This is a genomic window from Sphingomonas faeni (assembly GCF_024273235.1).
Classification (GTDB): domain Bacteria; phylum Pseudomonadota; class Alphaproteobacteria; order Sphingomonadales; family Sphingomonadaceae; genus Sphingomonas; species Sphingomonas faeni_A.
In genome coordinates this window covers 25,237-47,963 of record NZ_JANBVH010000026.1, presented here as the reverse complement: position 1 = coordinate 47,963, position 22,727 = coordinate 25,237, and the positions used below count along the sequence as shown (strand labels likewise).

At 67.1% G+C, this 22,727-nt stretch carries 19 protein-coding genes; 12 read left to right on the top strand and 7 right to left on the bottom strand.

Features of this window, described 5'->3' with window-relative positions:
• Positions 1–58 precede the first annotated feature (58 nt).
• Both NLI89_RS14520 and NLI89_RS14515 read left to right on the top strand, forming a co-directional pair.
• On the top strand, positions 59–748 hold the full coding sequence (locus NLI89_RS14520) for an SDR family NAD(P)-dependent oxidoreductase (protein ID WP_254687671.1): 690 nt from the start codon (positions 59–61) through the stop codon (positions 746–748).
• Positions 738–1,673, top strand: coding sequence for a 50S ribosomal protein L11 methyltransferase (locus NLI89_RS14515; RefSeq protein WP_254687670.1), 936 nt, complete (start codon positions 738–740; stop codon positions 1,671–1,673). Before NLI89_RS14520 ends, NLI89_RS14515 begins: the two co-directional genes overlap by 11 nt.
• A gap of 210 nt (positions 1,674–1,883) precedes the next feature.
• Here the strand turns inward: NLI89_RS14515 and phhA are convergent, their stop codons facing one another.
• Positions 1,884–2,762 carry a phenylalanine 4-monooxygenase gene (gene phhA / locus NLI89_RS14510; RefSeq protein WP_254687669.1) on the bottom strand — a complete coding sequence of 293 codons (879 nt, stop codon included), beginning with the start codon at positions 2,760–2,762 and terminating at the stop codon, positions 1,884–1,886.
• A 22-nt stretch (positions 2,763–2,784) separates the two neighbouring features.
• On the opposite strand from phhA, the gene NLI89_RS14505 reads away from it, so the two are divergent.
• The gene (locus tag NLI89_RS14505; RefSeq protein ID WP_254687668.1) at positions 2,785–3,450 is read left to right on the top strand and encodes a TIGR02117 family protein; all 666 of its coding nucleotides are present in this window, start codon (positions 2,785–2,787) and stop codon (positions 3,448–3,450) included.
• 261 nt (positions 3,451–3,711) lie between these two features.
• Here the strand turns inward: NLI89_RS14505 and NLI89_RS14500 are convergent, their stop codons facing one another.
• Both NLI89_RS14500 and NLI89_RS14495 read right to left on the bottom strand, forming a co-directional pair.
• The gene (locus NLI89_RS14500; protein WP_254687667.1) at positions 3,712–3,990 is read right to left on the bottom strand and encodes a hypothetical protein; all 279 of its coding nucleotides are present in this window, start codon (positions 3,988–3,990) and stop codon (positions 3,712–3,714) included.
• A complete protein-coding gene (locus tag NLI89_RS14495) occupies positions 3,991–4,995 on the bottom strand; it encodes a glycerophosphodiester phosphodiesterase (RefSeq protein WP_254687687.1) in 1,005 nt (334 codons plus the stop codon).
• Positions 4,996–5,136: 141 nt separating this feature from the next.
• Between NLI89_RS14495 and NLI89_RS14490 the strand changes: the two genes are divergently transcribed.
• From NLI89_RS14490 to NLI89_RS14465, 6 genes are all read left to right on the top strand, one after another.
• Positions 5,137–5,700, top strand: coding sequence for a 2Fe-2S iron-sulfur cluster-binding protein (locus NLI89_RS14490; RefSeq protein ID WP_254687666.1), 564 nt, complete (start codon positions 5,137–5,139; stop codon positions 5,698–5,700).
• Positions 5,697–6,677 carry an FAD binding domain-containing protein gene (locus tag NLI89_RS14485; RefSeq protein WP_254687665.1) on the top strand — a complete coding sequence of 327 codons (981 nt, stop codon included), beginning with the start codon at positions 5,697–5,699 and terminating at the stop codon, positions 6,675–6,677. The genes NLI89_RS14490 and NLI89_RS14485 overlap by 4 nt, the downstream gene beginning before the upstream one ends.
• 2 nt (positions 6,678–6,679) lie before the next feature.
• Positions 6,680–8,911, top strand: a complete 2,232-nt coding sequence (locus tag NLI89_RS14480) for a xanthine dehydrogenase family protein molybdopterin-binding subunit (RefSeq protein WP_254687664.1) — start codon at positions 6,680–6,682, stop codon at positions 8,909–8,911.
• A gap of 218 nt (positions 8,912–9,129) precedes the next feature.
• Positions 9,130–11,334, top strand: coding sequence for a xanthine dehydrogenase family protein molybdopterin-binding subunit (locus tag NLI89_RS14475; protein ID WP_254687663.1), 2,205 nt, complete (start codon positions 9,130–9,132; stop codon positions 11,332–11,334).
• A 146-nt stretch (positions 11,335–11,480) separates the two neighbouring features.
• Positions 11,481–12,404 (top strand): XdhC family protein, encoded by a 924-nt coding sequence (locus NLI89_RS14470; RefSeq protein ID WP_254687662.1) that lies wholly within the window; start codon positions 11,481–11,483, stop codon positions 12,402–12,404.
• Positions 12,391–13,008, top strand: coding sequence for a nucleotidyltransferase family protein (locus NLI89_RS14465; protein ID WP_254687661.1), 618 nt, complete (start codon positions 12,391–12,393; stop codon positions 13,006–13,008). Before NLI89_RS14470 ends, NLI89_RS14465 begins: the two co-directional genes overlap by 14 nt.
• Here the strand turns inward: NLI89_RS14465 and NLI89_RS14460 are convergent.
• From NLI89_RS14460 to NLI89_RS14445, 4 genes are all read right to left on the bottom strand, one after another.
• A complete protein-coding gene (locus NLI89_RS14460; RefSeq protein ID WP_254687660.1) occupies positions 12,983–14,191 on the bottom strand; it encodes an ABC transporter permease in 1,209 nt (402 codons plus the stop codon). The genes NLI89_RS14465 and NLI89_RS14460 overlap by 26 nt on opposite strands.
• Positions 14,192–14,381: 190 nt before the next feature.
• Entirely contained in the window at positions 14,382–15,038 is a 657-nt protein-coding gene (locus NLI89_RS14455) for an ABC transporter ATP-binding protein (RefSeq protein WP_254687686.1), read from the bottom strand.
• 55 nt (positions 15,039–15,093) lie between these two features.
• Positions 15,094–16,482 (bottom strand): efflux RND transporter periplasmic adaptor subunit, encoded by a 1,389-nt coding sequence (locus NLI89_RS14450; RefSeq protein ID WP_254687659.1) that lies wholly within the window; start codon positions 16,480–16,482, stop codon positions 15,094–15,096.
• A complete protein-coding gene (locus tag NLI89_RS14445) occupies positions 16,482–17,957 on the bottom strand; it encodes an efflux transporter outer membrane subunit (protein WP_254687658.1) in 1,476 nt (491 codons plus the stop codon). The genes NLI89_RS14450 and NLI89_RS14445 overlap by 1 nt, the downstream gene beginning before the upstream one ends.
• A 749-nt stretch (positions 17,958–18,706) precedes the next feature.
• Between NLI89_RS14445 and otsB the strand changes: the two genes are divergently transcribed.
• The 3 genes from otsB to NLI89_RS14430 are packed head-to-tail and all read left to right on the top strand — an operon-like array spanning position 18,707 to position 22,667.
• Positions 18,707–19,489, top strand: coding sequence for a trehalose-phosphatase (gene otsB, locus NLI89_RS14440; RefSeq protein WP_254687657.1), 783 nt, complete (start codon positions 18,707–18,709; stop codon positions 19,487–19,489).
• Positions 19,486–21,282: a glycoside hydrolase family 15 protein gene (locus NLI89_RS14435; protein WP_254687656.1), complete on the top strand. Its 1,797-nt coding sequence runs from the start codon at positions 19,486–19,488 to the stop codon at positions 21,280–21,282. Before otsB ends, NLI89_RS14435 begins: the two co-directional genes overlap by 4 nt.
• The gene (locus tag NLI89_RS14430) at positions 21,279–22,667 is read left to right on the top strand and encodes an alpha,alpha-trehalose-phosphate synthase (UDP-forming) (protein ID WP_254687655.1); all 1,389 of its coding nucleotides are present in this window, start codon (positions 21,279–21,281) and stop codon (positions 22,665–22,667) included. Before NLI89_RS14435 ends, NLI89_RS14430 begins: the two co-directional genes overlap by 4 nt.
• The last annotated feature ends 60 nt before the right edge of the window (positions 22,668–22,727 follow it).

The window sequence follows — 22,727 nt, the reverse complement described above, 5'->3', positions numbered from 1 at the left end:
GCTGGGGTGACGGACCGGGTTGGGTGACGGATACGGCCTGCGGCGCTAGAGCATTGGGATGACCATTCTTCTTACCGGCTCAAGCCGCGGTATCGGCGCGGCTATTCAGGCGGCGCTGACCGACGCGGGCGCTTCCGTTATCGGGCATGGGACCGCTAGCGGTATCCCGGCCGACTTCAGCGATCCCGCAGGACCGACTGCGTTGTGGAACGCGGCGCTGGAGCAGGCTGATGGCGCGATCGATGTGCTGATCAATAATGCGGGGGTGTTCGAGGCATCGCCCCTCGCCGACGACGACTGGACCGCGCAGTGGGAGCGGACGATGCGGATCAACCTGACCGCGTCCGCCGAGCTTTGCCGGTTGGCGGTGCTGCATTGGCAGGCGCGCGGGGTTGGTGGTCGGATCGTCAATATCGCGAGCCGGGCGGCGTATCGCGGGGATTCGCCGGCGCATTGGCATTATGCCGCGTCGAAGGCGGGGATGGTGGCGATGACCAAGACGATCGCTCGGGGGTATGCTCGGGAGGGGATTTTGGCGTTTGCGGTGTGCCCGGGGTTCACGATGACCGGGATGGCAGAGGACTACCTGTCGAGCAGGGGCGGCGATGCGCTGCTCGCCGACATTCCGCTCGGCAAGGTTGCCGATCCGGCGGAGGTCGCGTCGGTCGCACGCTATTGCGCGCTGGAGGCGCCGGCTTCGATGACGGGGTCGGTGATCGACGTGAACGGAGCGAGCTATGTCCGATAGTTGGAAACTCACCCTCCCCTGTACGCGGGCCGAGGCCGAGGCGATCGATGCGAGTGGCGAACTCACGATCGACGCAGTGTTGATGACGACCGAGGAGATCGAGGACGACGTCGAATCCTGGCGGCTCGACGCGTATTTCGAGCATGAGCCGGCGGCGGACACCGTGGCGGCGGTGCGCGCGCTGGTGCCGAGTGCGGCGGGGGCCGAGATCGCGGTCGAGCGGTTGGGCGATGCGGACTGGGTGACGATGAGCCAGGCTGGGCTCGAGCCTTTGTCGGTCGGGCGGTTCTTCGTGCATACGGGGGCGCATGCGGGCGCGGTGCCGGCGGACAAGCGGGCGTTCCTGATCGAGGCTAGCCGCGCGTTCGGGACGGGGCATCACGAGACGACCAGCGGGTGTCTGGCTATGCTCGACGGGTTGGCTGGCGAGACTTTCGCCAACGTGATCGATATCGGGACGGGGACCGGGCTGCTGGCGTTTGCGGCGGCGCATCTTTGGCCCGGGGCCAGGGTGATGGGGACGGATATCGATCCGGTCTCGATCGATGTTACGGCGGAGAATGCGGCGCTGAACGGGGTCTCGGGGATCGATCTGGTGGTCGCGGATGGGACGCTGGACGATGCGATCGTGGCGCGGGCGCCGTATGACCTGGTGATCGCGAATATTCTGGCGGGGCCGCTGGTGTCGATGGCGCCGGAGATCGCTTCGATTTCGGATGTGGGGGCGACGATCGTGCTGGCCGGGTTGCTGGAGACTCAGCGGGCTGGGGTTGTCGCGGCGTATGAGGCTTGCGGATGTTCGCTGGAGGCGGTCGATCGGCGGGGGGATTGGAGTGTGCTTCAGTTGCGGGCTGGGGCGGTGAGGTTCGTGGCGGAGGGGCCGTTCGATCCCAAGGGGCGCGATGGGTGGGCGCTGGATATCTAGTGTAGAAGTATGTTCCCCCGCGAAGGCGGGGGTCCAGTCTGGGCCCCCGCCTTCGCGGGGGAACAAGGTTGGAGGGGTTGCCCTCTACCCACTTCCGGCTCCACCCCGGCGGAGGCCGGGGCCCAGTTGGGTGAAGCCTTGAGATAGAACCGCGCCGCTATCCCAACTGGGCCCCGGCCTTCGCCGGGGTGGTAGCCTCTCGGGGGTGGCTTATGCGGGCTGGGCGGCCACCTTCGCGGTCGCATAGTCCTGCGTACCCTCAGTGATCACCACATCCCCCGGCTCGATCCGCGCCACCGGGATATCCGGGAGCGCCTTCAGTTCCTCGTAGAGCGGTGCGAAATCCGTCTCTACCGTCAGCCGCAGCAATTCGTCGAAGCTGGGGATCACGAAGTAGTTCTGCTGGAAATCGTCGATCCGGTACTCGGTCCGCATCACCCGGGCGAGGTCCAGCGCGATGCGGTTTGGGCTTGGATCGTCGAGCGCGAAGCGGGTCTCGGCGAAGCTGGAGACGATCCCGGAGCCGTAGATGCGCAGGCCTTCGGGTTCCGCGATCAGGCCGAACTCGACCGTGTACCAGTAGAGCCGGCCGAGATATTTCAGCGCGTCGAGCCCCAGCGCGCGCTGGCCGCCGCGACCGTACGCGGCGAGGTAATCCGCGAACACCGGGTCGGCGAGCATCGGCACGTGACCGAACACGTCGTGGAAGACGTCCGGCTCTTGCAGGTAGTCGAGCTGATCGGGCCGGCGGATGAAATTGCCGGCGACGAACCGGCGGTTGGCCATGTGGTCGAAGAACACGTCGTCGGGGACGAGGCCGGGGACCGCGACCACCGACCAGCCGGTCAGCTTCATGAGGCGCTCGGACAGTTCCTCGAAATCGGGGATGCCGGGCTTCGACAGCTTCAGCACGTCGAGCCCGCGCAGCCACGCGTTGGAGGCGCGGCCGGGGAGCAGTTTCGACTGGCGCGCGAACAGCGTGTCCCAGGTCGCGTGGTCCTCCGCGGTGTAGGCCGCCCAATTCTGCGGGATCGTCCAGTCGGGGGCGCCTTCGGGCGGGGTGCTCAGTACGTGCGTGTCATTGGCCATGCGGCTGGTCTAGCATGACGGCATGAAGACGGAAACGCGCTGGGTGCGGTGGATTTTAGGGGCCGTTACGGCGGTGTTCGGGGTGGTCGCGAGCTATGCGGTGGCGGGGCTGATCGGCGGGTCGATTCCCAGCAATCGCGACTGGCGGGCGCCTGCCGAGGGCGTGCATATCTTCGTCGAGAGCAACGGCGTGCATACCGGGATCATCGTGCCGAAGGTCGCCGCTGGGGTGGATTGGCGCGGGGTGGCTCGGGCGGAGGATCTAAGTGATCCGCGGTATGGCGCGTTCGATCATGTGTCGTTCGGATGGGGGGAGAAGGCGTTCTATCTGGAGACGCCGACCTGGGCGGACGTGAAGCTTCGGACGGTGGTTGCTTCGGCGGTGGGGAGCACGCGGACGTTGATGCATGTCGACCATCTGCCGAGGCCGCGGGCGGGGGATGGCGCTCGGGAGATCGTCGTGACGCCGGCGCAGTATCGGCGGCTGGCGGCGTATATCCGGGCGAGCTTTCGCGACGGGGGTGCGCGGTATCGGGGGTATGCCGGGTATGATGCGTTTTATGAGGCCAACGGGCGGTATAGCGCGGTTCGGACGTGTAATGCGTGGACGGGGGATGCGCTGCGGTTTGCCGGGGTGCGGGTTGGGTGGTGGACGCCGTTTCCGGTTACGGTGATGGGGTGGTTTTGAGGGCTGTTGCAAACCCCACGGCTTGTTCTCCTGCTTCCTTGTTCTCCCGCGAAGGCGGGAGTCCAGACTGGGCTCCCGCCTTCGCGGGAGAACAAGAAGGGGCGGGATTCGGTATCCCAATTCCTGAGCCTACCTCCCCGGCGGAGGCCGGGGTCCAGTTGGGGGACGTTGCTGACAGAGGGCAGCGCCCAGTTACTTCCGTTCGCCCAACTGGGCCCCGGCCTTCGGGGTGACGGTAGCTTGGTGGTTCGGAGGAGCCGCTCAGTTCCCCGCGCGATACCCTTGGTACTGCCCGCATTCCGGGCGCTGTGGGTCCTTCTTGCAGCGCTTCGCCAGTTCCTTGCGCTGCTTGCCCTCTTCGGCTTCCTGCTTGCGCATCTTCTTGCCGTAATTGCGGTCCGATTCTTCCTGGCTGGTGGTGGTCCAGTCGACCGCCTTGCCGGCGACCTGGAACGGCGCCTTCACGATCGAGGCCGCGGTGCTGATGCAGCCGCTTACGAGGAACGGCAGGACCGCGAGTACGGGAAGAACCTTACGCATTTACTTCACTCCTGCGCGCGACCGATCACGCGCCTGGGCCCCGTATAGCGGAAAATCGGTGAAGAAACCGTCGATACCTTGTGCAAGCCCTGCGTCGATCTCCGCGGCGATGTCGCCGTGGGCGGCGGGGTCGGTGCCGTGGCGGAAGCGGGTCGGTTCGAAATAGTTTTCGGCGCGGTAGGTCCAGGGGTGGACCCGCAGGCCTGCGGCGTGCGCGTCGGCGACCAGCGTCGTTGGGGTAGCGTCGGTCCAGAGCATCGCCTTGTCGGGGCCGATTCCGTAAGCGTAGGCGGCGACCGCCTTGAGGCCGGCGGGGGTGATCATAGCCGCATAGCTCGGCTCCGCACCATCGGCGGGGGCCCCCTCGCCGGCCATCAGCTGGATCAGGCGGACCTTCGTCAGCTTGTGGAGCCGCTGGAGGTTCTTCACCTCGAACGACTGGATGAACACCGGCGCTTTGGCCGAATCCCAGCCGGCTTCGCGCAGTTCGGCGACCAGTTTCGCGTCGGTCGGATGGCCGATCTTCGCGAAATAGGTCGGATGCTTGGTCTCGGGATAGATGCCGATCGTCCGGCCCGTGTCGGTCGTGCGGCGCTTGGCGAGCGCGATGATCTCGGCGAGCGTCGGGATCTGGAACTGGCCGTCATAGGCGGTGTTCGCCGGGCGGAGCTTGGGCAGGCGTTCCTTCGCGCGCAGCGTCTTCAGTTCGGCGAGCGTGAAGTCCTCGACGAACCAGCCGGTCATCGTCTGGCCGTCGATCGTCTTGGTGGTTTTCCGGCTGGCGAACTCGGGATGGTCGGCGACGTTGGTCGTGTCCGCGATGTTGTTCTCGTGGCGCGCGACGAGGACGTCGTCCTTGGTCGGCACCAGATCGGGCTCGATGAAGTCCGCGCCCTGGTCGATCGCGAGGGAGTAGGCCGCCAGCGTATGCTCGGGCCGGAGCCCGCTCGCACCGCGGTGCGCAATGACAATTGGAGGCGACAATCGGGGCGAAGCTGGGGTCATCGCGGCAGCTTGCCCGCTTGCTGCGACGAGCGCCAGCGCACCGATGTGTGAGAGCTTGTCGCAATAGGAAACGATCGGTCGCATCGGCGTTGAGTCCTCGAAATCCGTACATTCCCGGCACATTCAACCAGGGGCACCGCCATGCATTTCACGATCAATGGTCAATCATATGACGTCGAGCCCGATATTCGCACGTCGGTACTTGATCTATGTCGCGAACATCTTGGGCTGACAGGTTCGAAGAAGGGCTGCGATCATGGCCAGTGCGGGGCTTGCACGGTGCTGATCAATGGGCGGCGCGTCAATTCCTGCCTGACGCTCGCGGTGATGCATCAGGACGACGAGATCACGACGATCGAGGGGATCGGCCAGCCGGGCAATCTCCACGCGTTGCAGGAAGCATTCGTGCGGCATGACGGCTATCAGTGCGGATACTGCACGCCGGGGCAGATCTGCTCGGCAGTCGGCATGCTCGACGAGGTCAAGAAGGGCTGGGCCAGCCATGCGTCGGGCGACCTGACCGATCCGAAGTTCGACGATGCCGAGATTTCCGAGCGGATGAGCGGCAATCTGTGCCGCTGCGCCGCGTATCCGAACATCGTCGATGCGATCCGCGAAGTCGGTGGTGCCGAGCCCGCCGGCCGGACCGCGGACGAGAAGGACGCGGCGATGGAAGCCAATGCGCGTGGGGAGCTGGTGGCATGAAGACCTTCACCTATGAGAAGGCCGCGACCCCCGAGGCTGCGGTCAAGGATATCGATACGAGCGGCGCCAAGTTCATCGCTGGCGGCACCAATTTGCTCGACCTGATGAAGTTGCAGGTCGAGACGCCGGACAAGCTGGTCGACATCTCGCGGCTCGATCTGGCCAAGATCGAGGAGCGTGAGGATGGCGGGCTGACGATCGGTGCGCTCGTGCCGAACAGCGACCTCGCCGCCGATCGTCGTGTCGTCGCGAAGTACGAGGTGCTGAGCCGCGCATTACTCGCTGGCGCGTCGGGGCAGTTGCGCAACAAGGCGACTACCGGGGGCAATTTGCTCCAGCGGACGCGGTGCTATTATTTTTACGACACGGCGGCCGCGTGCAACAAGCGCGAGCCGGGTAGCGGCTGTTCGGCGATCGGCGGCTTCAACCGCATCCTCGCCGTGCTGGGGACGAGCGAGCATTGCATCGCGACGCACCCGAGCGACATGGCGGTGGCGATGCGCGCGCTCGACGCGACGATCGTGACCCTCAAGGCGGACGGCGATCGGCGGCGGATCTCGATCCACGATTTCTATCGCCTGCCGGGCGATACGCCGCAGATCGAGAACGCGCTCGAAGCGGGTGAACTGATCACGCACATCGAGTTGCCGGCGCCGCCGAAGGGCAAGCAGGAATACCGCAAGGTTCGCGATCGTGCGTCGTATGCGTTCGCGCTCGTGTCCGTCGCGGCCGTGGTCGACGTGCAGAATGGCGTGATCGCGTCGGCCTCGCTCGCGTTCGGTGGCCTTGGGCCGATGCCGTGGCGGAACCCCGCGGTCGAGGCCGCGCTGGTCGGCAAGGCGCCGTCCGATGCCGTGTTCGAAGCTGCGGCGACCGCGCTGCTGGCCGATGCCAAGGGCTATGGCTCGAACGACTTCAAGATCCCCCTCGCCCGTCGCACGCTGATCGCGACGCTGCGCAACGTTACGGGAGCGTGAGCATGTTTGGTCTTGGCACCACGAACAGCCTGACGATGGACAAGCCGCATCCGGACAGTCTTCTGGATACGGGCGTCCAGGGCGTCATCGGCAAGCCGCTCGACCGGATCGACGGGCCGCTCAAGGTTACCGGTACGGCGACTTACGCCGCGGAATACCAGTTCGCGAACATGGCGTATGGCGTACTGGTCGGCACGAAGATCTCGGCGGGGAAAGTCGTCTCGATCGACGTCGACGCGGTGAAATCGATCCCCGGCGTGATCGACGTCGTGACGGATTTCGACCGGTTCATCCGCGTCGCGGCGCAGGGTGGCGCGACCGATGCACCGACGCAGGGCGTAAAGGACATCGCGTTCTTCGGCCAGATCGTCGCGATCGTGCTCGCGGAAAGCTTCGAGGTCGCGCGCGATGCGGCGGCGCGGCTGCCGATCGTGTATGACGAGGCCAAGGGCCAGTACGACTTCGCCGCGCACCGCGACGAGACGCGGACGCCGCCGGACGACGCTACGCCCGCGCATTTCAAGCAGGGCGACGTCGACAAGGCTATGGCCGAGGCGGCGGTGACGATCGACTCGACCTATGTCACGCCGAGCCAGAACTCGGCGGCGATGGAGTCGCATGCTTCGACTGCGGTGTGGGAAGAGGACGGCTCGCTGTCGCTCTACGGCGCGTACCAGATGCCGACGTCGGATGCGCAGCAGCTCGCGAAGTCGCTGGGGCTGTCCGAGAAGAAGGTGCGGATCATCGCGCGGTATATCGGCGGCGGGTTCGGGTCGAAGCTCGGCATCGCGCCCGAGAGCGTCGCGGCGGCGATCGCGGCGAAGCAGCTTGGCCGGCCGGTCAAGGCGGTGATGTCGCGGCCGCAGGTGTTCGAGGCGACCGTGCGGCGGTCGAATACCGAGCAGCGCGTGCGGCTGGCGGCGGATGCGTCCGGCAAGCTGTCGGCGATCGGTCACGAGACGCTGGCGTCGAACCAGTCGACCGAGGATTATTTCGAGCCGGCCGGGATCGGCACGCACATGCTGTACGGCGGTGAGAACCGGCTGATCACGCATGAGCTGGTCGATATGAACTTCGTCGTGTCGGGCTCGATGCGCGCGCCGGGCGAGGCGGTCGGGATGCTCGCGCTCGAGGGCGCGATGGACGAGCTGGCCGAAAAGCTGGACATGGATCCGATCGAGCTGCGCAAGCGCAACGATCCGAAGATCGACCCCGAGAAGGACGTGCCCTATTCGTCGCGCAACCTGACGCGCGCGCTCGACGAGGGCGCGAAGAAGTTCGGATGGGACAAGCGGCAGAAGGCCGGGACGCGGCGCGAGGGCGAGTGGCTGATCGGCATGGGCGTCGCCGGTGCGGTGCGCGGCAACATGCTGATGGAATCGTCCGCCAAGGTCGAGATCCACCCGGATGGCTCCGCGACCGTATCGTCGGCGATGACCGATATCGGCACCGGCAGCTACACGATCCTGGCGCAGATCGCGTCGGAAATCCTGGGAATCCCGGTCGCGAACATCACGATGGCGCTGGGGGATACCAACGATCCTCCGGCGGCTGGGTCGGGCGGGTCCTGGGGTGCGGCGTCTTCGGGGACGGCCGTGTATCTGGCGTGCGAGATGCTGCGCGGGAAGCTGGCCAAGGCGATGGGCGTCGACGAGGGCAGCCTGACGCTGAAGGACGGCAAGGCGATCGGCGACAACCGCTCGACGCCGATCGGCGAGCTGGTCGGCCAGGGGCTGGAAGCGACCGGGCACGTCAAGCCGGGCAAGCAGGAGAAGGAAACGACGCAGGCCGGGTTCGGCGCGCATTTCGCGGAGGTCGCGGTCAACGTGGTCACCGGCGAGACGCGGGTGCGGCGGATGCTCGGGTCGTTCGCGGCGGGGCGTGTGCTCAACGCGAAGACCGCGCGGTCGCAGTGCCTTGGCGGGATGACCTTCGGGATCGGCACCGCGCTGACCGAGGACCTCGTCCACGACACGCGGACCGGCAAGCTGGTGAACCACGATCTCGGCGAATATCACGTGCCGGCCAATGCGGACGTGCCGCAGATGGACGTCCACTTCGTCGACGAGCGCGATATCCATGCGAACCCGATCCACGCCAAGGGGATCGGCGAGCTGGGGATCTCGGGAGCGGGCGCTGCGGTGGCGAACGCGGTGTATAATGCGACGGGGATCCGGGTGCGCGAGTTCCCGATCACGCTAGACAAGCTGCTGGATCAGTTGCCGGCTGTTTGAGGGGCTTAGGATACCATAATCGGCTACCTCCCCGGCGAAGGCCGGGGCCCAGTCGGGGGACGAAGATAACGAAGGATTGTCTTTCGTTATCAAGACCTTCCCAACTGGGCCCCGGCCTTCGCCGGGGTGGCGGCTAGGGTTGAGGTGAGTCAAGCTCCAACCCTCGTCAAACGTACCCGCCCTACCCATATCCTTCCCTCCACCCCGAGGACCGCAGAATGAACGAACACGTGATGGATGCGGCGTTTCGACCGGCTGGTCTTGATCGCGCGAAACAGGGCGTTCTCGGGCTCGGGCTGGACCGAATCGAGGGGCCGGCGAAGGTCACCGGCGTGGCAGACTATGCGTATGAAGGCACGCCCGACGGCATCGCCTACGCCGCGATCGTCGGCACGCCCGTAGGCAGCGGGCGCATCCTCGGTATCGACGTCAGCGCGGCCGAGGCTCTGCCCGGCGTCATCGCCGTCATCCACGACGATCCGCGCATACCCGCCGGCGAGTCCAATTCGCGGGCGATGCCAAAGTTGAACACCGACATCATCCTCCACCTCGGCCAGCCGGTCGCGATCGTCGTTGCGGAGGATCAGGCGATCGCGCGCGATGCCGCCGCGCTGGTCGTGGTCCGCACCGAAGCCGGCGAGGACCGGTTCGACGTCGACGCGCAGCCGGTCGATACCGCGCCGAAGATCGGCTTCCTGCCACCGATCGATAACGGCGATCTCGACGCAGTGATGGCGGATGCGGCGGTGACGCTCGACCGGACCTACACGACGCCGGTGCATTTCCCCGCCGCGCTGGAGCCGCACGCGACCACCGCGTGGTGGGACGGCGACAGGCTTACCGTCCGCACCAGCAACCAGGTGATCGGCGGCGCGCGGAAGACGATCGCCAAGGCGCTCAAGATCGATCCCGACAAGGTGCGCGCGCTCGCTCCGTATGTCGGCGGCGGGTTCGGCGGGAAGACCGGCGTCGGCGCGGAGGCGATGCTCGCGGCGATCGCGGCGGAGGTCGTCGGGCGGCCGGTGAAGATCGCGCTGCCCCGCCGCCAGACCGCGTACATGGTCCACCACCGCTCGCACACGACGCAGCGGATCCGCATCGCCGCCGACGAGCACGGCGTGATCCTCGGCATGGGGCATGAGAGCGTCGTCGCGCAGAACGACGATGGCGAATTTCTCGAGCCGGTGCCGTTCGGGACGTTGCCGCTGTACCGGTGCGATGCGCGGCGGTTCAAGACCGGCCTCGTCCGCGTCGACCTGCCCGAGACGGGCGCGGTGCGCGCGCCGGGCGAGGCGGTCGGCACGTTCGGGATCGAGTGCGCGATGGACGAACTGGCCGAGCAACTGGGGATCGACCCGATCGAACTGCGGCGGCGCAACGAGCCCGAGACCGATCCGGTGAGTGGCAAGCCGTTCTCCACGCGGCGGATGCTGGATTGCTACACGCAAGGGGCGGAGCGGTTCGGCTGGCCTGCGAAGGTGCCGACGCCGGGCTCGGTGCGCGAGGGCGAGTGGCTGGTCGGGATCGGGATGGCGGCGAGCCTGCGTGGCAACTTCACCGTCGAGGCGCAGGCGCGCGTGCGGCTGGAGGCGGACGGCCGCGCGACGGTCGAGTGCGACATGACGGATATCGGTACGGGGACGTACACTATTCTCGCGCAGACCGCGGGCGAGATGTTGGGGCTGCCGGTGGCGGACGTGACCGTGCGGCTCGGCGATAGCGACCTTCCGGCGAGTGCGGGGTCGGGCGGATCGTTCGGGGCTGGCAGCGCGTGTTCGGCGGTGGTGCTGGCGTGCGAGGATATCCTTGGCGAACTGGCGCTCAGGATGAACGCGGCGCCCGAGGATCTGAGCCTGCGCGACGGGTGCGTCAGCGCCGGTGGGCGATCGGTGAGGCTCGCCGATCTGGTCCGCGGCGAGGCGATCGTCGCGATGGGCAAGACCGGGCCGGGTGCCGAGAGCAAGCGCACCAGCCAGGCGAGCCACGGTGCGCACTTCGTCGAGGTCGCGGTGAACGCGGTGACGGGCGAGACGCGGGTGCGGCGGATGCTCGGGGTGTTCGACGTTGGCCGCGTGCTCAATCGCAAGACGGCGACCAGCCAGATCACCGGCGGGATGGCGTGGGGGATCGCCTATGCGTTGAGCGAGGAGGGCATCGTCGACACGCGGACGGGGGCGTTCGTGAACCCCGATTTCGGCGAGTATCATGTGGCGGTGAATGCCGACATTCCGCAGCTGGAGGTGCATTTCATCGAGGAGATCGACACGTCGGCGAACCCGGTGGGGGCGAAGGGCGTTGGTGAGCTTGGGATTTCCGGCGCGGGGGCTGCGGTGGCGAATGCTATCTATAATGCGACGGGGGTGAGGGTTCGGGACTTTCCGGTGACGCTCGACAAGCTGCTCGAAGGTTTGCCCGCCATCTAATCCTCCCCGGCACGGGGAGGGGGACCGCGCCTCTTGGCGTGGTGGAGGGGGCTCCCCCCAAGCGTAACGTTTGCGGCTGGCCCCCTCCACCAGCTGCGCTGGTCCCCCTCCCCGCATGCGGGGAGGATTAGAAAGAAAACGAAGACATGGCCGAAAACGACAGCGTGATTGCCGCCGCCAGGAGCTGGAAGGGTGAACCGATGGCGATCGCCACGGTCGTCTCGACCTGGGGATCCGCGCCGCGCCCAAAGGGGAGCCATATGCTCGTCCATGCCGATGGGCGGTTCGAAGGCTCCGTCTCCGGCGGGTGCGTCGAGAGCGACATCCTAGCCACCGCCGCGGAGGTGATCGCTGGTGCGCCGTTCCAGCTGCGCAACTACGGCGTGGCGGATGCGGCGGCCTGGGAAGTAGGCCTGCCGTGCGGCGGCGAGATCGCGGTGATGGTGCAGCCGGTGTCGGCCGAGGGGTTCGATCCCGAGCTGTTCGACCGGATCGCCGAGGCGCGCGACCAGGGCGATGCGCTGACCGTGACGACCGACCTCAAGACCGGGCACAGCGACGCGCGGCCGATCGAGACCGGCGAGGTGTTCGTCAATCGCTACGATCCGCCGCGCCGGTTGCTGATCGTCGGCGCGGTGCAGATCGCGCAGGCCTTGGCGGGCCTCGCGCGCGAACTCGGGATCGAGACGGTGGTGATCGATCCGCGCGCGCGCTTTCTCACCGAGGAACGCTTCCCCGGCGTGACGCTCGACGATCGCTGGCCGGACGAGGCGATTGCCGCTTATCGCCCTGGTCCGTCGACCGCGGTCGTGACGCTGAGCCACGACATCAAGATCGACGACCCCGCGCTGATCGCGGCGCTCGCGTCCGATGCCGCGTATGTCGGCGCGCTCGGCAGCCGCAAGAGCCACGCGGCGCGGAGGGAGCGGCTTGCCTCGGAGGGCGTTACGCCTGAGAACATCGACCGGATCGATGCGCCGGTCGGGCTCGACATCGGCGCGATCGGACCCTCGGAGATTGCGCTGTCGGTCGCGGCGGCGATGATAGGAGCGTTCAATGATCGCCGCTGAAGACGTCTTCCTCATCCTGCTCGCCGCGGGCCGTTCGGAGCGGTTCGGGATTCCGAACAAGCTCGAGGTGCCATTCCTCAACAAGCCGCTCGGGATGCACGTCGTCACCGCGTTCGAGAACATCCCGTTCAAGCGGCGGCTGGTGGTCACCGACGGATGCAAGCTCGACTTCCTCAGCCATCATTTCGAGGTGGTGCATAACGACGATCCGTCGTCGGGGATGTCGCAGTCGGTAAAACTGGGCGTGCAGCGCGCGAAGGACGAGGGGGCGCAGGCGGTACTGATCGCGCTTGCGGACATGCCGCGCGTAACCGCGGCGCATATCTACCGGATGCTAGATGCGGCCGACAGTGCCGATGCCGTCGTCGCGTCGAGCGATGGCGAGAAGCCGAGCCCCCCTGCCCTGTTCGGACGCGATCGGTTCGATTTCCTGCTGACGCTGGACGGCGATGCGGGCGCGCGCGACCTGGTGAAGGCGGGGCGGCACGTCGTGACCGCACCCGCCGAACTGATCGATATCGACACGCCCGAGGATCTGGACCGGCTGCAGGCGCTGGTCCACGATCCCAAGGCGGCGATCACTCGTGCCTTAACGCGTCGATAGGGTTCATTGCGGCGGCGCGGCGGGCGGGGAAATAGCCGAACACCACGCCGATCACCGCCGAGATGACGAACGCGAAGATGTTGATTTCGGGCACGAAGATCCACTGAACCTTGATCAATGGCGCGATGATCGCAATCGCCAACTGCGCGATGACGAGGCCGATGACGCCGCCGAGGCATGACAGCGCGATCGCCTCGACCAGAAACTGCATCAGCACCTCGCGCGCGACTGCGCCGATCGCGAGGCGGATGCCGATCTCGCGCGTGCGCTCGGTCACCGACACCAGCATGATGTTCATGATGCCGATCCCGCCGACCACCAGGCTGATCCCGGCGACCGCGGCAACGATGCCGGTCAGTCGCGTCGTGGTGCCGGTCAGCGTATCCGAGATCTGCTTGGTATCGAAGATGTTGAAGTCGTCTTCCTTGCCCGCGGTGATCGTGCGGCGTTCGCGGAGCAGGTCGGTGATCGAGGCCTGGACGGTCGCGGTCGAGAATTTCTGGTCGACGCCGACGAGCATCAGGCGGATATCGCGGCTCCCCGTGAAACGCCTTTGGACCGCCTTGATCGGCATGATGACGACATCGTCCTGATCGCCGCCGAACCCGGCCTGGCCGCGGGCGGAGAGGACGCCGACCACATCGCAGCTGATCGCGCCGATCCGCATCCGTAGGCCGACCGCGTCGCCGCCGCGGAAGAGGTTGGTGCGGACGGTGTTGCCGATGATGCAGACGGCCTTGCCCGCGGCTTCCTCGACCGGCGAGAAGATGCGGCCCGCGGCGAGCGGCCAGGGCTGGACCTGGAAATAGGCCGACGTGGTGCCGTTGATCGTGGTCGACCAGTTCGCGCCTTCGTAGATCGCGGTGGCGGTGGCCTGTGCCTGTGGTGCGACCGCGGTGACGCCGGCGATCTGGTTGGCGATCGCCTCGACGTCCTCGGGCTTGAAGTCGGGCGGACGCGGCCCGCCGCCGCCGCGGCCGAAGCCCTGGCCGGGGCGGACCTGGAGGATGTTGGTGCCCAGCGCGGAGATCGACTGCTGGACCGCCGCCGTCGTTGCCTTGCCGAGCGTGACCATCGTCACGACCGCGCCGACGCCGATGACGATGCCGAGGATGGTGAGGAACGACCGCAAGAGATGGCGGCGGATCGAGCGGAGCGCGAGGGATAGGGTGGTGCCGAACATTAGACTGGTTCCCCGCGCGAGACTTCTGCCCCCCCGCCCGCTTGCGGGAGGGGGTTGGGGGGTGGGCTCGCGGGTTCGGCCCATGCTGTCGTCGAGATGCGGGCGCGTGCTACGGCTGGCGTTGCGCTTGACGTGAGCGCGAGCCCACCCCCGGCCCCTCCCGCTTGCGGGAGGGGGGAAGAAAGCGCGCTCACGACTCCACCCTCTCGCCCTGACGGTGCTGGCTTTCGATGCGTTCGACCAGGCCGTCCTTGAAGTGGACCACCGTCCTAGCGAATGCGGCCATGTCGGGTTCGTGCGTGACCATCAGGACCGTGATGTTCTTCTCCGCATTCAATCGCGTGAGCAATTGCATGATCTCGACGGAACGTTCGCTGTCGAGGTTGCCGGTCGGTTCGTCGGCCAGCAGCACGTCCGGACTGGTCACCAGCGCGCGGGCGATCGCGACGCGCTGTTGCTGGCCACCGGAGAGTTCGGCGGGGGTGTGATCCCACCAGTCGGCGAGGCCTACGGTGTCGAGGCTCGCCATCGCCGCATCCCGGCGCGCGCGCTTCTCGTCACCGCGGTAGAGCAAGGGGAGTTCGACATTCTCCAGCGCGGAGGTGCGCGAAAGGAGGTTGAAGCCCTGGAACACGAAGCCGAGATATTTCCGCCGGAGCAGCGCGCGCTGGTCGCGGTCAAGCGTCTCGACATGGTAGCCGCGGAACAGGAAAGTGCCGTCGGTCGGCACGTCGAGGCAGCCGAGGATGTTCATCGTCGTCGACTTGCCCGACCCCGACGGCCCCATCACCGCGACGAAATCGCCCGCGGCGATGTCGAGGTCGACGCCCTTGAGCGCCTGGAACATCGTCGCGCCCTGCCCGTAGGTCTTGGTGACTCCCCTCAGGGAGATGAGGGGGTCGTTACTGGCCACCGCCCCCACCCTTGCTCGCGCCGCCCGAGCGGCGAGCGCCGCCGCCGCTGCGCTTGGTGTCGTCCGACCCGCTCGCCAGCTGTCCGGTGATGACCTGCGCGCCGGGCTGGAGATTGCCCGACAGGACTTCTGTCATCGTGCCGTTGGTGTCGCCGGTGGTGATCTGCACGGCTTGCGGCGTGCCGTCCGCACCCTTGACGTAGATCGTCTGCTGCGCGCCGCGGCCGAGCGTCGCGGTCCGCTCGGCCCCGCCGCCGCCACGACGTGGCCGGAAGGTCAGCGAGCCGGCGATGCCGCCACCCGCATCGCCGGTCGCCGCGGTCGGCTTGAAGCGCAGCGCGGCGTTGGGGACGAGCATCACGTTGCGCTTGTCCGACGTGACGATGTCCGCGGTCGCGGTCATGCCCGGACGCAGCGTCAGCGACGGGTTCGCGACGGTGAGGTCGGCCGCGTAGGACACGACCTGCCCAGTGGTCGACGTCGTGGTTGTGGTGCTCGACGAGGTCGCCGAACTGACCGTCAGGTTCGAGCCGAGATCGACGCGACTGATCGTCGCCGGGAAGGTCTGGCCGGGGAACGCGTCGACCGTGAAGCTGGCCTTCTGGCCGATCTTGACCTCGCCCACGTCCGCCTCGTCGATCGCGACCTCGAGCTTCATCTTGGTGAGGTCTTCGGCGATCACGAACAAAGTCGGCGTGTTGAACGACGAGGCGACGGTCTGGCCGGGATCGATCTGGCGCGCGAGCACCACGCCGGTGACGGGCGAGCGGATGATCGCGCGCGCACGTTGCGTCTGGTTCTGCGCGAGGAGCGCACGGCTGGCGGCTACGTTGGCCTCCGCGACCTTCTGAGCGGCGATGGCGCGCGCGTAGTCGGCGCGGCCGGTCTGGAGTTCGGTCTTCGAGGGGACACGACCACCCGAGAGGCGCGAGACTTCCTCGAGGCGGTTCAACTGCGCGCGCGCCTCGGCGACGGTGGCCTGTGCCTGCGCGACCTGCGCCTGGTTGGCGGCGAGCTGTGCGCTGGTCTGGCGGATCTGGTCGTCGAGCTGCTCGGGATCGATCAGCGCAAGCGGCTGGCCCGCGACGACGCGGTCGTTGACGTCGACGACGACCTTGGTGACGAGGCCCGACAGCTGCGAACCGACCGTGACCTGCGTGGTCGGCGCGAGCTTGCCGGTAGCCGAAACCGTGACCGTCAGATTGCCGCGCTGGGCGGCCTGCGTCGAATATTGCGTCTGCTCCTTCGCGCCGAAGCACTTGGCGAGCAGCAGGCAGAGCAGGACCACGCCGACCGCGATCACCACCCACTTTATGGAGCGTTTCCAGGGAGCCTGCGGCTTTACGCCGAGGAAGTCGTCGATCGATGCGTCGGCCATCAGCGTGCCTCTGGATTGGATATGGGCGCTTGCGGGATCACGGTGGAATCCCAGCCGCCGCCGAGCGCGGCATAAAGTGCGATCAACGCGGTCGCGGCATCGGCGCGCGCCTGCGTCGCCCCGTTGCGCGCGGACAGGAGCGCGGTTTCCTGCTGGTTGAGCGTGGTGAAATCGGTGAGGCCGGTGCGGTACTGGCTCCGGCTGAGGATCGCGGAATTGTTCGACGCGTCGAGCGCGATGGCGAACTGGCGCTCGCGTTCCTGCGCGGCCTGGAGCGCGACGACGGCGTTCTCGACGTCTTCGAGCGATGTGAGGACGGTCGACTTGTAGAGGGCCAGCGCACCGTCGGCGGCGGCTTCGCTGGCACGGACCTGCGAGCGCAGCCGGCCCCCGTTGAAGATCGCCTGCGTCAGGCCGGCGAACAGGCTGCCGGTGATCGCGTCGCCGATGCTGCCGATCGAGGTCGCGTTGGTGTTCAGGTTGCCGGTGATCGCGAGCGCCGGGTAAAGCTGCGCCTTGGCCACGCCGATCCGCGCGGTGGCGGCAGCGAGCGCGCGTTCGGCGGAGCGGATGTCGGGGCGCTGGCGCAGCGTGTCGGCGGGGATGCCGACGCCGACCGCGGCGGGGCCGGTCGGGATCGCCTTGACCGGCGCCATCAGCGGACGCAGCGCGCCGGGGGCCTGGCCGGTAAGGATGCCGATCCGCGCGACCGCGGCGGCATATTGCTGGTCGAGGCTGGGGATCGTCGCGGCGGTCTGCGCACGCTGGGCGCGGGCCTGTTCGGCGTCGACGCTGGAGACGAGCCCGGCCTGGACGCGGAAGCCGGCGATTTCGAGATTGTCGTCCTGGATCGCGAGCGACGCGCGGGCGTTGGCGAGCTGCTGCTGGTAGAGGCGCGCGAGGACGTAGTTGCGGGCGACCTCGCTTTCGACGGAAATGAGCACGGTGGCGTAGTCGTAGCCCGACGCGGCGTAATCCGCGCGGCTGGCCTCGACGGTGCGGCGGATCTCGCCGAACACGCCGACCTGGTAGCTGGCGCTGGCGCCAAGCGTGAAGCTGTTGGCGCCACCGCCGCCGGTGTCGACGACGGTGCCGTCGGGCAGCGTGAACGACCGCCCGCCGCCGCGAACGTTCTCGTTGCGCTGATAGCCGGCCGAACCGCTGAGCGTGGGGAGCAGCGACGCACGGTTCTGGAGAAGGCTCTCGCGGGCTTGGCGGAGGCGGGCGACGGATTGCGCGATGTCGAGGTTCGAGGCGGCAGCCTGCTCGACGAGCTGGCCGAGGACCGGGTCGTCGAACTTCTGCCACCAGCGGGTGAGGTCTTCGGGCTTGGTTTCGGGGGTGACCGAATAGGCGTCGGGAACGCCGAGTTCGGCCGCCGCCTTGGGGCGGTAGTCCGGGCCGACGGTGCAGCCGGCGAGCAGGACGCCTGCCGATAGGACGGGTGCGAGGAGGAAGGCGCTGACGCGGGACATGGGCGGCAGGCATGACCAACGGGCGTTTGCTAGTCCAGCGGTTTTGTGTCGCGAGGTGTCGCAGGTGGGGTGGATTGGAGGGGGTGTGGGGCGCCAAGCGATGCGTCGGCGTCGTTGGTTACTATCCTATCGCGGGGGTTGGAAGACGGGATCGGGGGAAGACGGGGCCCGTCTTTCTCCCCTCCCTGGAAGGGAGGGGCTGGGGGTGGGTCGGCCCGCTCGTGCCACTGGCGTTCCGTGACGCGGAAGCCGACCCACCCCCTACCCCTCCCTTCCAGGGAGGGGAGAAGATTCCCGAAGGTGGGCCGGCGCCGGATGTCGCTCCGCCCCAGTCATCCCGTCTACAGCCCCCCCGGCGAAGGTCGGGGTCCAGTTGGAACGTCTGGTGCAACGGGGCGCAGCGTGGATCATTAGCGCGCCCCAACTGGGCCCCGGCCTTCGCCGGGGTGGTGCCAGTGAGGTTGGTGGTGTCAGTGAGGTTGGTGAGGTTGGTGGGGTTGGTGGGGTTGGTGGGCTTGTCATGTCATTCATCCCATACACCGTTCTCCCGCGAAAGCGGGAGCCCAGGGTTAGGGGCGTATCGCTGCTTGATCCTGGGCTCCCGCCTTCGCGGGAGAACGGTAGAGGTGCGAGCCACGCCCTTTCCCCTTCCCCTTCCCCCCAAACCCCGACCAAAAATAATCGAACCGGCTCCGTTACAATTTTGCAGTGCAGCGGAACGTAGCGGCACCTCTGCGGGTTGGGGGTTCATGCTAGCCGAACGCCAGCCCGCGACTGATGTCCTCGCGCCGCCGCTTGCCGTGCTCGATCCGCCACCCGTGGCCCTCGACAATGTCAGTCTGTTCTTCGATTTCGACGGGACGCTCGTCGATCTCGCACCGACCCCCGATGCGGTCCTGGTCGATCAGCGCCTGCTCGACCGGCTCGATACGCTCGCCGAGCGCTTCCCCGGACGCGTCGCGATCATCAGCGGGCGCTCGATCGCACAGCTCGATGCGATGCTCGGCCGCCACGCACAGCTGTTCGCGGTCGCCGGGAGCCATGGCGCCGAACGTCGCACCCCCGACGACGGTCATGTCGCCGCCGACCGCCCCGCCTCGCTCGAAGCCGCCGCCGAGGCGTTGCGTGCCTTCGCCGACGCCAACGGCCTCGTCTACGAAGCCAAGAGCCTCGGCGCCGGGCTGCACTACCGCATGGCGCCCGCGTTCGAACCCGACGCCGTCCGCCTCGCCGAGGATCTTGCCGCCACCCACGGCCTCACGCTCCAGCGCGGCAAGATGATGGTCGAGCTGCGGACCCCCGGCGACAAGGGCGCGGCCTTGCGCGAATTGATCGCAGCGCCGACAATGACAGGAACCATGCCGTACTTCTTCGGCGACGACGTCACCGACGAAGACGGCTTCGAGGCCGCGCGCGCGCTTGGTGGCGCGGGCATTCTCATCGGCGAGCCGCGCGCGACTGCAGCCGCCTACCGCCTGAACGACGTTGCCGCGCTCCGTGACTGGATCGCCGCCATATTGGAAACACGATGACCGCACCCACGCTCAAAGCCGACATGAACCTTTGGCCGATCGGCAATTGTCAGGTCTCCGCGCTGATCGACAAGACCGGCACGTTCGTCTGGGGCTGCGTACCGCGCGTCGATGGCGACCCGGCATTCTGCGCGCTGCTCGGCGGCGATGCGCCCAAGACCGGGTTCTGGGCGATCGAACTCGAAGGCGGCGCGAAGACGACGCAGGCCTATATCCGCAACACGCCGATCCTCGTGACGCGGCACGAGGACGAGGCCGGCAACGCGGTCGAGGTGATCGATTTCTGCCCGCGCTTCGTCCGCGAAGGCCGCACCTATCGCCCGACCAGCTTCGTCCGGATCGTCAAGCCCGTCGCCGGATCGCCGCGCATTCGCATCCGGATGCGCGTCGCGACCAATTGGGGGAAGCCGACCGAGCATACGCAGGGGTCGAACCACATTCGCTTCCTGATGGACGACCAGACGCTGCGGCTCACCACCGATGCGCCGGTCGGGCATATCGTCGGCGAGAACTGGTTCCGGCTCGAGCGCCAGATGCACCTGTTCCTCGGGCCGGACGAGAGTTTCGCGGGCGTGCTGCACGAAGCTGCTGAAGCGATGCTGTCGCGGACCAAGGACGAGTGGCGGCACTGGGTGCGCGGGCTGGCGACTCCGGTCGAGTGGCAGGACGTCGTCATCCGTGCGGCGATCACGCTGAAGCTGTGCCAGCACGAGGAGACCGGCGCGATCGTCGCCGCGCTCACCACCTCGATCCCCGAGCATGAAGGGTCGGAGCGCAACTGGGACTATCGCTACTGCTGGATCCGCGACGCGTATTATACGGTGCAGGCGTTGAACCGCTTGGGTGCGCTTGACGTGCTGGAGGGCTATCTCGAATATCTGCGCAACATCGTCGATGCGTCGAAGGGTGGCCATGTCCAGCCGCTCTACGGCGTCGGCGGCGAGGCGACCCTGATCGAGCGGATCGAGAGCGACCTGCCCGGCTATCGCGGGATGGGCCCGGTACGCGTCGGCAACCAGGCATACGAGCAGATCCAGCACGACGCGTACGGCCAGATCATCCTGTCCGACGTGCAGGCGTTCTTCGACAAGCGGCTGTTCCGGATGTCGAGCGAGGAGGATTTCAAGAGCCTGGAACTGGTCGGCGACCGCGCGTGGGAGACGTACGATAAGCCCGACGCCGGGCTGTGGGAGCTGCGCACAAAGGCGCACGTCCACACCTATTCGGCGGCGATGTGCTGGGCCGCGTGCGATCGGCTGGCCAATGCCGCCGGAGTTCTCGGGCTCGAGGATCGCCGGACGTTCTGGGAAGAGCGCGCGAACACGATCCGCAACGTGATCGAGCAGTCGGCATGGCGCGAGGATACGCAGCGTATCTCGGCCACATTCGGCGGCGACGATCTCGATGCGAGCCTGATCCAGCTGCTCGACCTGCGATTCTTCGCGCCCGACGATCCGCGCTTCCAGTCGACGCTGAAGGCGGTCGAGGAAGGTCTGCGGCGCGGCAGCCACATGCTGCGCTATGCGACCGAGGATGATTTCGGCCTACCGCACACCGCGTTCAACGTGTGCACCTTCTGGTTGATCGAGGCGCTGCATGCGACCGGCCGGACCACGGACGCGCGCGAGCTGTTCTGCGAGATGGTCGCGCGGCGCACGCCGGCCGGGCTGCTGTCGGAGGATATCGATCCGAACACCGGCGAGCTGTGGGGAAATTATCCGCAGACCTATTCGCTGGTCGGGCTGATCAACTGCGCGGTCCTGCTCAGCAAGCCGTGGAGTGCCGTGCGATGAGCCGCCTCGTCGTCATCTCGAACCGAGTCCAGTCGGTCGATGCGCCTTCGGGCAACCAGGGCGGCCTTGCCGTCGCGCTGCTCGCCGCATTGCGAGAAAAGGGCGGCGTGTGGTTCGGCTGGTCGGGCGAGACCACCGAGACCTTCACCGGGCACATCAATTTCCAGCAGGGCAAGGGCGTTACCACCGCGACGATCGACCTCGAAGAGCAGGATTTCGACGAATATTATAACGGCTATGCGAACCGCACCTTGTGGCCGCTGTTCCATTACCGGATCGACCTGACCGAGTTCGAGCGCGATTTCTCCAGCGGCTACGCGCGCGTGAACAAGCGGTTCGCGGAGACGGTGCTGCCGTTGATCGAGCCCGACGATCTGGTGTGGGTCCACGATTATCACCACGTCCCGCTGGGACAGGAACTGCGCAAGCTCGGCGTCGAGAACAAGATCGGGTTCTTCCTGCACATTCCGTGGCCGCCGATGGCGATGCTGCTGTCGCTGCCGAGCCACCGCGCGCTGGTCGAATCGATGTTCGCGTACGACGTGATCGGCTTCCAGACGCAGGACTGGCTCGACAGCTTCCTGCATTACGTCACGAGCCAGCTCGACGGCGTGGTCGGCGAGGATGGCTGGGTGACGGTCGGCGACCGCACGATCAAGGCAATCACGACGCCGATCGGGATCGAGACTGCGGACTTCGAGAAGTCGGCGAACAGCGACGCGGCGCGGCATGCCAAGGAGCGGATGTACATGTCCGCGACCGGGCGCAGCCTGATCGTCGGGGTGGATCGTCTCGATTACTCGAAGGGTCTGGCCGAGCGGTTCGCGGGATACGAGCGCTTCCTCGGGTCGCATCCGGATCGGCGCGGGCTGGTCTACATGCTCCAGATCGCGCCGCCTTCGCGCGAGAAGGTCGATACGTATCAAGAGATCCGGGCGAACCTCGATTCGATGTCGGGACGGATCAACGGTGAGTATTCGGACATCGACTGGACGCCGATCCGCTACGTGAACCAGGGCTTTCCGCGGGATGTGCTGGCCGGGATTTATCGCGCCGCTCGCGTGGGCTTGGTGACGCCGTTGCGCGACGGGATGAACCTGGTCGCGAAGGAATATGTCGCGGCGCAGGATCCCGAGGATCCGGGCGTGCTGGTGCTGTCGCACTTTGCGGGCGCGGCGACGCAGCTGAAGGACGCGGTGCTGGTCAATCCGTACAGCCCCGAGGAAATGTCCGACGCGATCGACCGGGCGCTCAAGATGCCGCTGGCCGAGCGCAAGGCGCGCTGGGAGAAGCTGATCGACAACGTCCGGAAAGAGGACGTGATGTGGTGGTGCGAGCTGTTCATCACCGCGCTCGAGGCTGTGCCGGAGCATGTCGAGGCCTGACGTGATCCAACCCTGACTTCTTGCCCCCCTCCCTTCTTGCCCCCCTCCCTGGAAGGGAGG

What these genes read in the sequence shown, in the direction of transcription:
- NLI89_RS14520 (WP_254687671.1), top strand. Translation starts at nt 59, where the DNA reads ATGACCATTCTTCTTACCGGCTCAAGCCGCGGTATCGGCGCGGCTATT.
- NLI89_RS14515 (WP_254687670.1), top strand. Translation starts at nt 738, where the DNA reads ATGTCCGATAGTTGGAAACTCACCCTCCCCTGTACGCGGGCCGAGGCC.
- phhA (WP_254687669.1), bottom strand. Translation starts at nt 2,762, where the DNA reads ATGGCCAATGACACGCACGTACTGAGCACCCCGCCCGAAGGCGCCCCC.
- NLI89_RS14505 (WP_254687668.1), top strand. Translation starts at nt 2,785, where the DNA reads ATGAAGACGGAAACGCGCTGGGTGCGGTGGATTTTAGGGGCCGTTACG.
- NLI89_RS14500 (WP_254687667.1), bottom strand. Translation starts at nt 3,990, where the DNA reads ATGCGTAAGGTTCTTCCCGTACTCGCGGTCCTGCCGTTCCTCGTAAGC.
- NLI89_RS14495 (WP_254687687.1), bottom strand. Translation starts at nt 4,995, where the DNA reads ATGACCCCAGCTTCGCCCCGATTGTCGCCTCCAATTGTCATTGCGCAC.
- NLI89_RS14490 (WP_254687666.1), top strand. Translation starts at nt 5,137, where the DNA reads ATGCATTTCACGATCAATGGTCAATCATATGACGTCGAGCCCGATATT.
- NLI89_RS14485 (WP_254687665.1), top strand. Translation starts at nt 5,697, where the DNA reads ATGAAGACCTTCACCTATGAGAAGGCCGCGACCCCCGAGGCTGCGGTC.
- NLI89_RS14480 (WP_254687664.1), top strand. Translation starts at nt 6,680, where the DNA reads ATGTTTGGTCTTGGCACCACGAACAGCCTGACGATGGACAAGCCGCAT.
- NLI89_RS14475 (WP_254687663.1), top strand. Translation starts at nt 9,130, where the DNA reads ATGAACGAACACGTGATGGATGCGGCGTTTCGACCGGCTGGTCTTGAT.
- NLI89_RS14470 (WP_254687662.1), top strand. Translation starts at nt 11,481, where the DNA reads ATGGCCGAAAACGACAGCGTGATTGCCGCCGCCAGGAGCTGGAAGGGT.
- NLI89_RS14465 (WP_254687661.1), top strand. Translation starts at nt 12,391, where the DNA reads ATGATCGCCGCTGAAGACGTCTTCCTCATCCTGCTCGCCGCGGGCCGT.
- NLI89_RS14460 (WP_254687660.1), bottom strand. Translation starts at nt 14,191, where the DNA reads ATGTTCGGCACCACCCTATCCCTCGCGCTCCGCTCGATCCGCCGCCAT.
- NLI89_RS14455 (WP_254687686.1), bottom strand. Translation starts at nt 15,038, where the DNA reads ATGTTCCAGGCGCTCAAGGGCGTCGACCTCGACATCGCCGCGGGCGAT.
- NLI89_RS14450 (WP_254687659.1), bottom strand. Translation starts at nt 16,482, where the DNA reads ATGGCCGACGCATCGATCGACGACTTCCTCGGCGTAAAGCCGCAGGCT.
- NLI89_RS14445 (WP_254687658.1), bottom strand. Translation starts at nt 17,957, where the DNA reads ATGTCCCGCGTCAGCGCCTTCCTCCTCGCACCCGTCCTATCGGCAGGC.
- otsB (WP_254687657.1), top strand. Translation starts at nt 18,707, where the DNA reads ATGCTAGCCGAACGCCAGCCCGCGACTGATGTCCTCGCGCCGCCGCTT.
- NLI89_RS14435 (WP_254687656.1), top strand. Translation starts at nt 19,486, where the DNA reads ATGACCGCACCCACGCTCAAAGCCGACATGAACCTTTGGCCGATCGGC.
- NLI89_RS14430 (WP_254687655.1), top strand. Translation starts at nt 21,279, where the DNA reads ATGAGCCGCCTCGTCGTCATCTCGAACCGAGTCCAGTCGGTCGATGCG.